Source organism: Pseudomonas sp. Pc102 (assembly GCF_018408275.1).
In the GTDB taxonomy this organism is placed as follows: domain Bacteria; phylum Pseudomonadota; class Gammaproteobacteria; order Pseudomonadales; family Pseudomonadaceae; genus Metapseudomonas; species Metapseudomonas tohonis.
Genome location: NZ_AP021905.1, coordinates 2,953,612 through 2,967,840, shown reverse-complemented (window position 1 = coordinate 2,967,840; position 14,229 = coordinate 2,953,612). Strand labels below are relative to the sequence as shown.

Here is a 14,229-nt window from a genome sequence, read left to right as displayed (position 1 = left end):
CCCTACTCCCGTTTCATCCTCTTCGGTCAGCACTTCACCACAGTTCGAGGCCGCGACACTCCATCCTGATTGCAGGTACAGCGCTGGCTACAGCCAGCCTTGCAGAACATGCTTTCCACTTCCTGACGAACCGAGCGTGAATACTGGGCTCATCGACCTAGTGCAGGCAGCTATCACAGTACAACTGGAGCCGCTTGAGCCCCTGGATACGCGCATTATTCAATTCAACCTGGCAAGCCTTGAGGAACAGTGCCTTCTGCCTCTCCGGGTCGCGATAACCCCGTGCCGTAACTGACTGAACGGCACATTCGCGGCTACGGAATTCCAGCCAGGCACGTTGGGCCGCATCAAAGAGTTGAAGGTCCACCTTCAAACGAGCGCGAATACCTTGCACCGTCGCATCGAGTTCGTCTTCCGAGCGTTGATGAAGCGGTTCGATGCACGCCACGACCTGATCATTGCTCAGGTTGAAGCAGCCCTCGATCGCACTTTCAGCGCCCCGGGCCTGACTCGCTCCACAAAGGGCCCATGCAAGGGTGAGCAAAGCCATGCGTTGCAAACAAAAAGCATGACCAGGCAGGGACCTACTTCGGACATTCCGGGCACACGACGCTGTCACAATCCCTTCACTTCCCCCAGACAACTGGCATGACGATGCACTGCAACTCGGACGGGCCGTTTCGGCGCATTGAAAATACAAGAAGCTCGGGCGGAGCAAAGGTACGCGTCGGTACAGACACAAAGACCGGCCCCTTGTGGAGCCGGTACACCGCCCAATAGGCACTGGACCCCAGCCCGACATTTCTAACCAGGCGATTCCTCTGCCGCCCATATATCGACTGCCCGGACTGCGCATCACCCGTGGCCTGTCCAATCGGATCCTGCCGGGTGGAAACCCATTCCTCCGCCAGCCTGCTGTTCGCCGGTAGATTCATTACATGCTGAATAAGCCCGGCTGCGGCGCCACACCGGCCTCTCTTGCCTTGCCACTTCAAGCAATCAGGACCATATGGGAGCAGCTTGCCAGGCCTCTCATGAAGGGCCTCATCCGTGATCATCAACTGCTGAGTGCCATGCTCCCGGATAATTCCAGTCCTCCTGTAGACCTGCTCAATCGATCCATCGCCATCCACGTCCATCGACACGAATTCCAAGGCGCGCTCCACCCCCGTCCATTCAGACATCGCCCTGGACTCTTCCAGTGGCTGGAAAGCCAACCTGCGACTGGAGCTGGAGAGCCACTCAACGAGATTGCCCGCCGATCCACCCTCTTTGTTCATGTCCTCCAGGAACTCGGCACAAAGCACTTCGTCCCGAACACCCGCCAGTTGATAAAAACCCGCTGGCCGCTTCGTCGATAAAAGAGACTCGACCTTCGCACCATCCTTCACCAGGACCGCTTTCCTGATGTCCGAATAGGAGGCAGTGCCGAGGGGCTGTTCTGCAGCGACCACGTCCTTATCAAGGTCCACCTCTGCTGAAAACAGAGCACCTGAAAACGCCAAGAAAAAAATCATTCCCGTCAAAGAAAAAAGAAGCCGTGGAGAAGCGCTAATACCGGGACCTCCAAGAAAAATAAACATGCGCCTCCTGTGTGATCGACTTCAGAAATGACACACCGCACAAGCGTGTAGGTCGGTATAGAAACAGCCCGCCATAAGGCGGGCTGTTTCACTTCATTGCACCTTCACACTCACTGCCAGTTGGCGGCGATCACCAGGTTGAGCTGATCCCGCTGGGCCTGGGACAGGTTCATCTCCCCGCCAGTGGGTGCACCGAAGGCGGCCATGGCGTTGACCAGGTTGTCCAGCTGATTGGCATAGAGCGTGGAGCTGCCGGCTTGCACCGCGTCCAGTTTCTGCGCCGCACCCGCGTACCAGTCCTGCACGGTGATGGCGTCTGCCGAACCCAGTACGTCGATCACCAGGTTGTTGCCCTGGCGGGACAGCCAGAGGTTCTCGCGGGTGATGCCTTCGATGCTTAGCACATCGTTGTCGGCGGGCTTGTTCGACAGGTTGTTGATGACGTCCTGGCCGTCGCCGGCGGCGAAGCGGTAGGTGTCGTTGCCGTCCCCGCCGATCAGGTAGTCATTGCCCTTGCCGCCGCGCAGCGTGTCGTTGCCTGCGCCGCCGTCGATCAGGTCCGCGTCCGAGGAGCCGAGGATGTTCTGATCGCCCACCTGGCCCGCCAGGACGGTGCCGAAGGATCGGTCGTCCGGGACGTTCAGGTAGTTCGGCGAGCCGACGGTGTCCGGGTTGGTGAGGCCGAAGGCGCTGAACACCTGGGCCGCGGTCAGTTGCCCGCCGGCTGCGAAGGTGATCACGTCGACGACGGCGTCACCGCCCAGGAACCAGTTCTTCAGGGTGACCTGATCGCTGCCACCGCTAACCTTGAGCACCAGATCGTTACCGCTCTTCATCAAGCCACTGGAGACTTGATTGAAGGCGATGCCTTCGAAGCGCAGCGTGTCGTAGCCGCCACCGGTGTTGTCGATGACGTCCTGCCCGCTGCCGGCGCTGAAGACGTAGGTGTCGTCGCCACGCCCGCCGAGCAGGGTGTCGTTGCCCTGGCCACCGACGAGGGTGTCGTTGCCATTGCCCCCTTCCAGACGATCGTTGCCGGCGCCGCCGGACAGCGAATCGTTGCCGTTGTAGCCGAGCAGCAGGTCGCGCTGGGCGGTGCCGTTGAGGGCACCGTCGTTGCCCGCCGTGCCCTGCACGGTGTTGTCGAAGGCCGCCACCGGGGTCGGCACCGCGATACCGAACGCGCCGAAGATCTGCGCAGCGGTGAGCTGGCCACCAGTCTCGAAGGTGAAGGTCTCGACCAGGTTGTCGCCACCCAGGAAGAAGTCCTTCAGCGTCACCTGGTTGGTGGTGCTGCCGTTGACCTTGAGGATCAGGTCGTTGCCCGACTTGGACAGGCCCGAGCCCACCTGGTTGTAGGTGATGCCACCGGCGAAGCGCAAGGTATCCGCTGCGCCGCCCGCCTCCTCGATCACGTCCAGGCCGGCGGTGTAGACGTAGGTGTCGTCGCCCACACCACCCAGCAGGCGGTCGTTGCCCGCGCCACCGGCCAGGGTGTCGTTGCCGGCCCCGCCGATCAGCACATCGTTGCCGGCCGTGCCGGTCAGCGAGTCGGCACCGCCGAGGCCGGGAACCGGCGGTTGCCCGGTGCCCGGATCGGTCGGCGTACCGGGATCGGTGGGGTTCGGGTCCACCGGGCCGGGGGTGCCGCTGCCATCGGGGAAGGCGGTGATCAGGCTGGCGATCTGCGCAGTGGTGAGGTAGCTGCCGCCGTCGTCCGGCTGCACGTAGTCGATGGCCGAGTCACCACCCAGGAAGTGGTTGGTGATGCGCAGCTGGTTCTTCATGTCCTTGTCGACGAGGATGACCAGGTCATTGCCGTCGCGGTGGAAGCTCAGGCGCGCACGGGCCACGCCATTGAGCACGAAGACGCCGTCGAAGCCGCCACCGGTGTTGTCGATGACGTCCATGCCACCACCGGCGCGGTAGTAGTACTTGTCGTCGCCGGCACCGCCCACCAGGCGGTCGTTGCCGTCCTCGCCGTCGAGCACATCGTTGCCTGCACCGCCGATCAGGGTGTCGTCACCCGAGCCCGCATTGCCACCGTTGCCGCCGGAGAGGTAGTCGTTGCCGTCACCGCCCTCCAGCTGGTCATTGGCGCCCATGCCGAACAGGGTGTCGTTGCCGGCCAGGCCGCGCAGCAGGTCGCGACCGTCGTAGCCGGAGAGGCGATCCGCCGCGGTACCGCCGTCGATCACTGCCTGGTAGCCGCCCGCCACGCCGTTCGCCGCGACCATATGGCCGATGCGCGTGGCAGTGAGCATGAAGCCGCCATCCGGCTGGACGTAGCTGATGGCCTTGTCGCCGCCGAGGAAGTGCCCGAGCACACGCACCGACTGCTGCGCATCGCCGTCGACCAGGATCAACAGGTCGTCGCTGTCGCGGCGGAAGCTCAGCCGGTCCTGGGTGATGCCGCCGGAGAAGAACACGCCGTCGTTGCCGCCACCGGTGTTGTCGATGACATCCGCACCGTCGCCCAGGGCGTAGACGTACTTGTCGTCCCCGGTGCCGCCGATGAGGCGGTCAGCACCTGCACCGCCATCGAGTTGGTCGTTGCCGGAGCCGCCCAGGATCAGGTCGTCGCCGTCTTCGCCTTCGAGGTAGTCGTTGCCGCCCTCGCCGAGGATGGTGTCATTGCCGGCGCGGCCCCAGGCCTTGTCGTCGCCAGCCCCCAGGTGGATGGTGTCAGCCAGGTCGCGGTAACCGAGGATGCTGTCGGCATTGTCGGTACCGTGGTGGATCACGCGGCTTTCGACATCCGCCTGGCTCAGCGAGCTGCCGTCGGCGAAGGTCAGGCTGTCCAGCTTGAAGTGGTCGGTCGGCTCCTTGAACCAGTTCTGCACGGTGATGCGGTCAGTACCGTTGGCGTGCTCGATGATCAGGTCCAGGCCACGGCGGTGGAAGCCCAGATCCGCCGCAGCGATACCCTCGCCGAAGCTCAGGGTGTCGAAGCTCGGAGCGATGTTGCTGAAGGCTTCGTTGGCGCGGCGCTCAATCAGCAGGTCCTGGCCGTCACCGAGGTTGAAGCGGTAGGTGTCATCGCCGAAGGAGCCGTAGATCGTGTCGTTGCCCGTGCCGCCTTCGACCACGCTGGCGTTGCCGCTCCAGGCGTCGTTGCGCGCGACGATCAGATCATTGCCCGCCCCACCGATGAGGGTGTCGGAGCCCTGGCCATGTAGCGTGTCGTTGCCATCGCCGCCGAGCAGTTCGCCGTAGCCTTCCAGCAGGTCGTCGCCGCTGCCGCCATCGAGCAGGCCATTGCCCTGCAGGGTGTCGTTGCCGGCGTCACCGAACAGCTGGTCGTTGCCGCTCCCACCGATCAGCGAGTCATGGCCTTCGCCACCACGCAGGGTGTCGTTGCCATCGCCGCCGTCGAGCAGGTCATCGCCCGCGTCGCCGCTCAGCAGGTCGGCCTGGTAGCCGCCGTACAGGGCATCGTTACCGTCGCCACCGGAGAGCTGGTTCTCACCCTCTTCGCCGTACAGCTGGTCGTCACCCGCACCGCCGAAGAGCATGTCGTTGCCCGCTTCGCCATGCAGGGTGTCGTTGCCTTCACCACCCAGCACCTGGTCGTTGCCGAAGCCCGCCTGGACGAGGTCGTTGCCCAGGCCCGCGTCGATCACATCGTCGTCGGCATGGCCGTAGATGGCGTCGTCCTGGGCGGTGCCTTCCAGTGCCTTGAGCTTGATGGCGTCGAAGTCCCAGGTGAGCCCGCCGTCGAAGACGAATTGCTCGATGGCGTACACACCAGGCTGCCCAGCCTGGTAGGAGAACTGCCCCTGGATCCGTACGCTGTCGCCCGTGGTCTTATGGGTCACCACCAGGTCTTCGCCGTCACGGCGCAGCAGCAGGTCCTCCGGTGCCACACCGTCGAAGCGAACGCTGTCGGTACCGCTCCGGTCGATGATGAGGTCATGACCCCATTGCGCCGTGAGCCGGTACTGGTCGTTGCCGGCGGCGCCTTCCAGTTGGTCGTCGCCCGCCCCACCGTCCAGCAGGTCATCACCCTCCCCGGCCAGCAGGGTGTCGTTGCCGAGACCGCCTTCGACGAGGTCGTTGCCGATCCCGGCGTCCAGGAGGTCGTCCCCTTCGCCGCCTCGCACGGTGTCGTTACCTGCGCCCGCATAGACCGTGTCGTTACCGCCCAGCGCGTCGATCAGGTCGTCGGTGGAATAGGCGTGGATCAGGTCGCCCGCAGCCGTGCCGTCCAGGGTGAGCTGGCGCAGTTGCGTAGCGGCGATGAGGGTTTCCAACCCATCGCCGTAGCGCAGGCGAATGCCACTCAGTGGCACCTCGTCGCGGAAGAAGGCAGACAGCGAGATCAGGTCGGCGGGGCTGTCAGGGAACGAAACCTCAAGGCTGGTGCCATTGCGGCGGAAGACCAGGGTTTCCAGCGGCAGGTCCGCGAGGTAGATCGTCACGATCCCTTCATAGGCGTCCACGATCACGTCCCGGCCGTCACCACGGGCGAACAGGTAGCTGTTGGTGCCATTACCACCGTCGAGGCGGTCATTGCCCTTGCCACCGGCCAGGAAGTCATCACCCGCGCCACCCACCAGGGTATCGTCGCCGTCGCCACCTTGCAGAGTGTCGCGGCCGGCGCTGCCATTGAGGTAGTCATTGCCGGCACCGCCCACCAGCGTATCGTCACCGACACCCGCGTCGATGCGATCGTTGCCTTCTCCCCCATCCAGGTAGTCGTTGCCCTCGCCACCTTCCAGCATGTCGTCGCCAGCTTCGCCGAACAGCCGGTCATCGCCGATGCCGCCATCGAGAGTGTCGCGCCCTTCGCCGCCCAGCAGGGTGTCGTTGCCGCCATAACCGAACAGACGATCGTCCCCTCCAGACCGGAGAGCTGATCGTTGGTCGCGTAGCCTTCGATGCGGTCGTTGCCGGCCGTGGCCTGCAGCACCAGGTTCTTGACGTCGGCGATGGTCCACACCGTGCCGTTGTGGAACTCGATGCGGTCCACGGCGACACCGTTGTTGCCTTCGGCGCTGAAGTAGTTGGTGAGCCGCACACTGTCACTGGCCGAGGTCTGCAGCAGCAGGTCATTGCCATTGCGCTTCACGCCGACGTTGGCGGGATCGATACCGGCACCGAATACCACGCGGTCGATCTTGCCGCCGGCTGCATCGGCGGCGTTATCGATCACATCGTTGCCATGACCAGCATCGAACAGGTAGGTGTCGTTGCCACGCCCGCCAATCAGCGAATCGTTGCCAGCCCCGCCGATCAGGGAGTCATTGCCATCGTCGCCCATCAGCACGTCATCGCCGGCGCCGCCGGAGAGCTGATCGTGGCCGCCCAGGCCATGGATGCTGTCGTTACCTGCCAGGGCATCGATGCTGTCGCCAGCGGCAGTGCCGAACACCAGGTCATTGCCAGCGGTCAGCGACGAGGCGGTCAGCAGATCGAGCATCTGCTGCTGGCTCAGGCCACCGCCATCGACGAAACGGATCGCCTCAATGGCGCCATAGGCCAGCGAACCATCGAAGTCGAAGAAGTTGTCGATACGCACCGAGCCGGCATCGCTGCCGTCGGCGTTTTTGACGTTGATCCAGACGGTGGTGGTGTTCCGAGAAAACACCAGATCGCTCTGGCTGATGCCGGCGCCAAAGACGATCTGGTCGAGGCCGCCCCGGTCGAGGATCGCGTCGTTGCCCTGGCCGCGTGCGAAGTGATAGCTGTCGACACCGGAGTAGCCATACAGGCGGTCATCGCCGCCCGCACCATAAAAAATCGTTCCGGAGTCGATGCCATAAAGCGTGTCGTTACCTGAGGTGCCGATACGCGTAGAGAAATCGAAGAAGGGTGCCAGTTCGATGCTGGAGGCCGTGATGGCCTGGAATGCGGCATCACGCTTGGCTCGATACGTGGGCGAGTAGGTACCCAGGTCGGTGAGGATACCGATGACCTCACGCACGCGCTCGGGCTTGCCCTCCGCGAGCAAACCACTCAGCGTGCCCTGCAAGGCGTTCCAATCCACCACGATGCTACGAGCATCAGAGCCGAACGCCGACTTGATGATGCTCAGCTCCTTGGCGTACTCGGTCTGCGCCAGGATCTGCGCGGCGGTGAAGCGTTTGAACTCCAGGTATTCGGCCACCAGGATCGGTGCCGCCTGCCCATGGGGGTTCGGGTCCCGCTCGCCCCAGCACCAGGTACCCAGGTAAGGGCGCCCAACCAGGTTCTCCAGGGTGACGAGCTGACGTGCATCCATCACATGGCTGTAGACCTTCTTGGGGTCACGGCTGTAAGGGTCGACATCAGCAGCACCGGCCCAACGGTAAATAAGATTATCGAGCAGCGCATCCCGACTGGTTGCATCTGTCGCCGATACATATTGGGCAAGCAGCCCCTTGAGCGCAGGATCCAGCGCCATGGCCTGGTGCAGGTCATGGACGTTGCCGAAGCCTTTCGCGTTGGCGAGGAAATGGATATCGGGCGTCAGCACGATATCGCCGCTATTGATACGGCGTGCACCGTCGACCTTGAACCAGACGTCCGCCGCAACGGAGGCCGTTCCATTGGCCAGGGTTACGCTACCGATCTGCCGGTACTCATGACCGTTCGCGTCTTTCTGATTGGAGGTCGTATATCCGGTGCTGATGGAAACGACACCCGCGTCGGCCAGGCTCTGCAGTTCACCTGCATCACTAACGCCGTTACCGTTCAGATCGCGCCACACCTGCAGCGACGAATACGAAGCGTCATCAGCGTTGATCAGCCCGTCGCCGTTATTGTCGTATTCGGCCAGCGCCTGGAAGCCATTCTCAGCAGTCTTGCCATTGTTGAGGATGCTGTGGTTGCCAAATAACTCTGCGCCATTGCTGATGCGCCCATCTCCATTGCGGTCATGTACGAGCAATCCATCATCAGGACTAACCCAACCGCTTCGCTCACTCAAGCCATCATTGTTCAGGTCGAAATAGGTCGAGCCCACTTTCTTGGTCTCGATCCCGTCACCGTCCAGATCGATGACGATAGGCGAGGTTCTAGTTTCGGCGTCATTGGTTTCGGGGACCTCTTCCTCTTCTTCCTCTTCCTCTTCTTCTGGCTCAGTTTCGAGATTGATACCTAGGTCACCATTCTTGAACTGGTTAATCGTGAGACCACCATTTATAACTAGTGTGGTACCGTTCAGGACATAGACGTTTCCGCCCCCCTTATACTCATTCTCTGGATCGTCCTCCTTCCTCTTCCCCCCTGTAAGAAGCTTATTACCTAGAATGACTGCTCCCATGCCGAGCAAATCATCTTCGACAGTATCCTCACCGTCTACAATGTAAATATCGCGACCCCCTCCGCCCTTGAGGGTATCCGCTCCCTTCCCTCCGTCAAGATAGTCAGCATCAACCCCTCCAACAACTAGATCCGACCCACCCTCGCCGAATAGTTTGTTCTTCCCATCACCGCCATAAATCTGATCATTTTTATCTCCCGCCTTTACAGTATCAGCTCCATCCCCTCCATATATAATATCCTCTCCGAGCCCCCCAAATACTGTATCGTTACCACCACCCCCTCTGAGCAGCGCCCCCTCATCGTCAACAGTAAATATTAAATCTGACTCCTCAGTATTTTCGTTAGCATCACCAGCAGTGATAATCACCACCCCGTTTACATTATCAATTCCCTCAGAAGAAAAGCCTAGCGAGGAGACCAAGGCAGCAGCTGTGGTCCTATACCGGTCACCCGGAACCAATTTTATTTCACTGTCATTGTCTATAAGGTACTTCTTGATTTTTTCCTGTCGATGAGCAATCAACTGGCTAGCAAAACCCTCAAACTCCTCTAAAGAATTGCCAGCATCTATCAGGGGAGATATATCAAAATCCTGCATCAAAAGCATGTAAGCCGAAAAAGCAATACCATTATTATCTGCATAATCAGCAGAACTAAGATTAGCCACACTCGAGACTAACTGCCCATCTTGACCAAAGCATTCATCATAGACCGCAGCCATGGCAGTCGCCATTGCCCCCTGGCCTATCAAATGCGCAGCAACACTTATCGCTGCTGCTGTGAATTTAACAACATGAGTACCTACAACAATATCATTGGCCCCCACATAATTAATTGTGATTTCACGCCCCACAATTGAATTCCAGCCATCATACAAATCCTGATGCTCTGCCTTAGCAGCAAGCTTAACTGCGGTGTATCTACCCACAAACGCCGTAGAAGGAGATGAACGCGGCAACCCCCCAAAGGACATAATCGCAGAAAAATCTTGCGCTATTGGGCTGCTTTCATATTGAGCAGCGTTACCAACCCCCAATAAGTCCCCGCCTATTGTAGTAAAAAAATGTATGTAATTTAGTTGGGTACTATCGGTTTGATACATGCCTATATAATTATTACCAGCACCACCGTATCCACCATATCCTCCAGAATTTTCCATCCACCCCAAAGCATCAAGAAAACTTATCCAATCCGTACCTTCCACATTATTAACTAGCGGAGACTTAACATCTATAAAATTCTCCACCGACTGCCAATTTACTGCCGCCATATTAGTTACCTCTCCGTGTAAGCTTTTTCAAGCTGCAAGTTCCATTAAGAAAATAATCATCACCATCAGTGGTTATAAAAAAAGAATCCTCAACAAGGTCAACACACCCCTCAATATCAGCACCCCTCAAGAAAGAGTCGACGGAGCGATACCCCCCCTCATCTGAATAAATCCCAAGAGAAGGATAATCATCAAATCCATCATCATTTAAATCAATAACAGACGACTTTCTAAATTCGCTCTCCCAGACTTTCTCTGTTTCTTTCGACAGCGAATCAACAACATTTCTGTAGTGACTTAATAGCTCCTTCTCACCATACACATTGACTGCTCGCGGCATCTCCAATAGAAGAGCTTTGAAATCCCCAGGATACGCCAAGCATACAACCTTAGAATAACCAGCCAGACTTTCATCAAAATCCCAAATATTTCTATATATCAACAGAGTGCGCCCGTTATTTTTAAAAGTAAGAGCACCATCATTTCGATTAAAAGGTAAAAAAACCCAGAAGCGAATAGAATCTTTCTGATCACTCGAAATTTCTATCCCATCCTGCCCTTTTCTCAAAATGGATATTTCCCCTGAGCTTTCTTCCCATTTGGTCAATGGATTTTCATCGCGATCAATCCCACCATAATCAATTTTTGGATAATTCTTATCCAAATAGACCACGGCATTAACATCTCTTTTTCCTCCAGAGCCGCTTACTAATGAATACGCTGCCAAACCAATAGCTCTTTCCCGGCTTATCCACTCTACCGGGACGCTCTTTTCGCATATGGGGAATTTCTCAGCCAGTACGACATCTTCCTTTGAGAACGCAGAGCCTGCCCCTCCAAGTACGAAAAAGAAGAAGACAGAGAAATTTATTCGCAGCAATTTTACGCAGCACATACAACCCCCAAAGAGTCATTTGATCATGCTTAGTTCGGAGCGCAACATATAAAATAGAGGAGTAGCTTTATCTCAAATTACAAGCAACACCGACATACCAACCCATGGAGTAACTCCGTGAAAAACTAAAAGATATATGGACCCAACGCCAGAGCACATCTCAGCCATCACAAAAAATAACGAGACGTAGCACATCAACTTAATTGAGCCGATGCAGGTATAGATTTTTACTGGAGAAAGCGTTTGGGTAGGCATACTCATCCATGAGGCGGAATGTTCGCCGACGATCCTGTCGGCTCCCGGGGGAGATGACGTAGAAAACGCCTTTGGCAGATCAGCGTCAATCGGGCCGATGAAGATTTTGTGAAGCCGTTCAGGGAACCCTGAAATTCCACAAACTCTACTTGAAAACCCCATTCCAGAGCCTTCCAAGCCTGATTCACGCTTGACCATGCCAAGTGAGCCAACAGTAGATGCACCCAGGCCCCGCGTAGTTGACCCTTCTTCTCGCCCTCGTTATCGTTCGCCCGCCGCTGCTAGCCAGCGGCCTGGGATTGGCGTCCCGGAACACAGGCGGACACTCAAACCGCCACTCGGCGGTTTTTTGTGTCCCCGGCATGGTTGGCTCTCAATGGGCGGGCCGTGCGTGGGTGCCTTCGGGCACGCCGGTTTCCTGTGTACCGGTACGCCAACCCGCACGGCTTCGCCCACCCAAATTGGCGTTTGGGTAGCGGAGAACCAACCGTTTCACAGGAGTCTCACCATGCTCAGCTGCACGCTTAGGCGTCTGGACGATCTGCAAGACCACCTCGAACCCTTGCGCGGCGCCGATAGCGCCCTGCTCCGATCCAATGACTTCGATACACGGCTCGATGAACTGGATGCCATCCGCACGGACCTGGCGCGCCTGCCCGGTGTCGGCCACGAACTGGCTCGGGTGAGTGGCGCCCTGGAGTTGCTGCTGGGCTTGCTCCTCGTAGCCGACACCCACAAACCGGACTGCGCGAACCTGCATTGCCTGCTGTCACTGCTGGCACGGGGGCTGACCCAGGCGGAAGAGACGCTGGAACAGGTCATCTAGGGTCGCCAGGGCACGCGGCTTTTCTTCGATGTTGCAGGGGCTTTTAGCTACAGAGGGCTGCGGGGCCTGTGCGGCACCGAGCGTTTCGCGCTTGATCAGCGAAGCGACAGACCGGCACCCAGCCGGTCTGTCGCGTCACGCCCTACGGGTTCAGGCGAGGGTTCTCTGGCCTGAGCCATGACCACAGCGCAGCAGATGTCTATCCGCGTTGAGTCGGCATCCACTCGGCCCAGGGCAGAACGGTACCACCCCATCAAATCCTGAACGTATCCACCAGCTGCTTCAGCCGGCTGACCTGCTGATCCAGCTCGGTACAGGCCTTCAGGCTGGCCTGCAGGTTGTGCACGCCGTCCTGGTTGAGGACGTTGATCTCGGTGATGTCCATGTTCAGGCTTTCGATCACCGAGGTCTGTTCCTCGGTGGCGGTGGCCACGGACTGGTTCATGCCGTCGATCTCGCCGATGCGGCGGGTGACGCCGCGCAGGTTTTCGCCGGCCTGGCCGCCGATGCGCACGCTGTCGTCGCTGAAGTGGCGGCTTTCGCCCATGGTCGCCACGGCTTCGCGGGCGCCGGTCTGCAGCTGTTCGATCATCTGCTGGATCTCCAGCGCCGAGCTCTGGGTGCGCTGGGCCAGGTTGCGTACTTCGTCGGCCACCACGGCGAAGCCGCGTCCCGCCTCGCCGGCACGGGCCGCTTCGATGGCGGCATTGAGTGCCAGCAGGTTGGTCTGCTCGGAGATGCCCTTGATCACGTCGAGGATCTGGCCGATGTCGTTGCTCTTCTGGCTGAGCACTTCGATGTGGTTGCTGGACGCCTGGATCTTCTCCGACAGCTCGCCCATCGCCACCAGGGTGCGCTCGACCATGCCCTGCCCTTCCTCGGCATCGCGGCGGGCGTCGCTGGCCTGCACCGAGGCGTCGGCGGCGTTGCGGGCGATCTCCTGGGCGGCAGCGCCCAGTTCGTTGATGGCGGCGGCCACGCTGTCGGTGCGGGCGGCCTGTTCGCTGGAGTTGGTCATGGAGGCGTTCGACGCCTGCACCACGGTGCTCACCCGCTCGTGCACCTCGCGCGTGGCGGACGCCACTTCGCGGATCGACTTGTGGATGCGCTCGACGAAGCGGTTGAAGGCATCGGCCAGTTCGCCGAACTCGTCACGGGAGTCGATCGACAGGCGTTGGGTCAGGTCGCCCTCGCCCTCGGCGATGCCGCTCATGGCGTGGCTCATCACGTGCAGCGGGCGCAGCAGGATGCGGATCAGCCCGCCCAGCAGCAGGAGGATGGCGACCACGCCGATGATGGTCGACATCAGCGCGGAAACGCGGAACTCCTGCAGGGCGGCGAAGGCCTTGGACTCGTCGACGGACAGGCCCACGTACCAGCGCACCCCGGTCAGCCCTTCTACCGGCAGGAAGGTCACGATCCGCGCCTCGCCGTTGCGGTCGCTCACGCTCTGCAGGGCGGACTCCAGGCGCGGCGCGGTGCCGGCGAACAGGTCCGGCAGCTTCTTCAGGACCAACTGCTGGTCGGGGTGGACCAGCACCGTGCCCTTGTCGTCCACCAGGAAGGCATAGCCCATGCCGCCCAGGTCGAAGGAGTTGAGGATCTCGTCGACCGTCTTCAGCTTGAGGTCACCGCCGACGACGCCCTGCAGGGCGCCGGAGGCATTCACCGGGCGGGTGATGGTGATCAGCAGGCCGTCGCGCGGGTCGGCGGCCAGGTAGGGCTCGGTCAGGCCAGGGCCGCTGGTCTGCGCCGCCTGCTTGTACCAGGGCCGCTGGCGCGGGTCGTAGCCAGCGGGCAGTTCGCTGGGCGGGAACTGGGTGTAGGTGCCGCTCGCCTGGCCGTAGTACGCATAGAGGAAGGCGGCGGCGATGCTGCGGTGCTGCAGGCTCTTGGCCAACGCCGCCTCGCTGGCGTCGTCCTCGATGGACTCGGCCAGGTTCTCCAGCAATTGCATGCGGCCCACCAGCCAGTGCTGGATGTTGCCCGTGGAGACCTGGCCCACATCGTTGAGGTAGTTGGCAAGGTTCTGGCGGATGGCGTTCCGCTGCAGGTAGTCGTTGTACAGCGCGAAGGACGCGAAGGCAGCGATCACCACCAGGGAGGCTGCCACCATGATCTTGTGGCTGAATTTCAGGGTTCGCATGGAGGA

Annotated in this window: 6 protein-coding genes and 2 pseudogenes; 1 reads left to right on the top strand and 7 read right to left on the bottom strand. The window is 59.9% G+C overall.

The genetic code is table 11. The features are described from left to right. Positions 1-157: 157 nt before the first annotated feature. The 6 genes and pseudogenes from PHLH3_RS13845 to PHLH3_RS13830 form a co-directional block, all read right to left on the bottom strand. Positions 158-550: a lysozyme inhibitor LprI family protein gene (locus tag PHLH3_RS13845; protein WP_213629917.1), complete on the bottom strand. Its 393-nt coding sequence runs from the start codon at positions 548-550 to the stop codon at positions 158-160. 76 nt (positions 551-626) lie between these two features. Further along, on the bottom strand, positions 627-1,583 hold the full coding sequence (locus PHLH3_RS13840; RefSeq protein WP_213629915.1) for a hypothetical protein: 957 nt from the start codon (positions 1,581-1,583) through the stop codon (positions 627-629). A gap of 110 nt (positions 1,584-1,693) precedes the next feature. After that, positions 1,694-6,307 (bottom strand): calcium-binding protein, encoded by a 4,614-nt coding sequence (locus tag PHLH3_RS13835; RefSeq protein WP_213629913.1) that lies wholly within the window; start codon positions 6,305-6,307, stop codon positions 1,694-1,696. A gap of 67 nt (positions 6,308-6,374) precedes the next feature. Continuing rightward, a pseudogene (locus PHLH3_RS30395) lies at positions 6,375-6,523 on the bottom strand (hypothetical protein); the annotation flags it as partial. Then, a pseudogene (locus PHLH3_RS30390) lies at positions 6,455-9,429 on the bottom strand (calcium-binding protein); the annotation flags it as partial. The pseudogenes PHLH3_RS30395 and PHLH3_RS30390, both read right to left, overlap by 69 nt. Before the next feature lie 673 nt (positions 9,430-10,102). Continuing rightward, positions 10,103-10,996: a hypothetical protein gene (locus PHLH3_RS13830; RefSeq protein WP_213629912.1), complete on the bottom strand. Its 894-nt coding sequence runs from the start codon at positions 10,994-10,996 to the stop codon at positions 10,103-10,105. Positions 10,997-11,759: 763 nt separating this feature from the next. Here PHLH3_RS13830 and PHLH3_RS13825 point away from each other — a divergent pair. Further along, on the top strand, positions 11,760-12,077 hold the full coding sequence (locus tag PHLH3_RS13825) for a DUF1484 family protein (RefSeq protein WP_172433522.1): 318 nt from the start codon (positions 11,760-11,762) through the stop codon (positions 12,075-12,077). Between the two features lie 253 nt (positions 12,078-12,330). On the opposite strand, the gene PHLH3_RS13820 is transcribed toward PHLH3_RS13825, so the two are convergent. After that, positions 12,331-14,223 carry a methyl-accepting chemotaxis protein gene (locus tag PHLH3_RS13820; RefSeq protein ID WP_213629910.1) on the bottom strand — a complete coding sequence of 631 codons (1,893 nt, stop codon included), beginning with the start codon at positions 14,221-14,223 and terminating at the stop codon, positions 12,331-12,333. Positions 14,224-14,229: the final 6 nt, after the last annotated feature.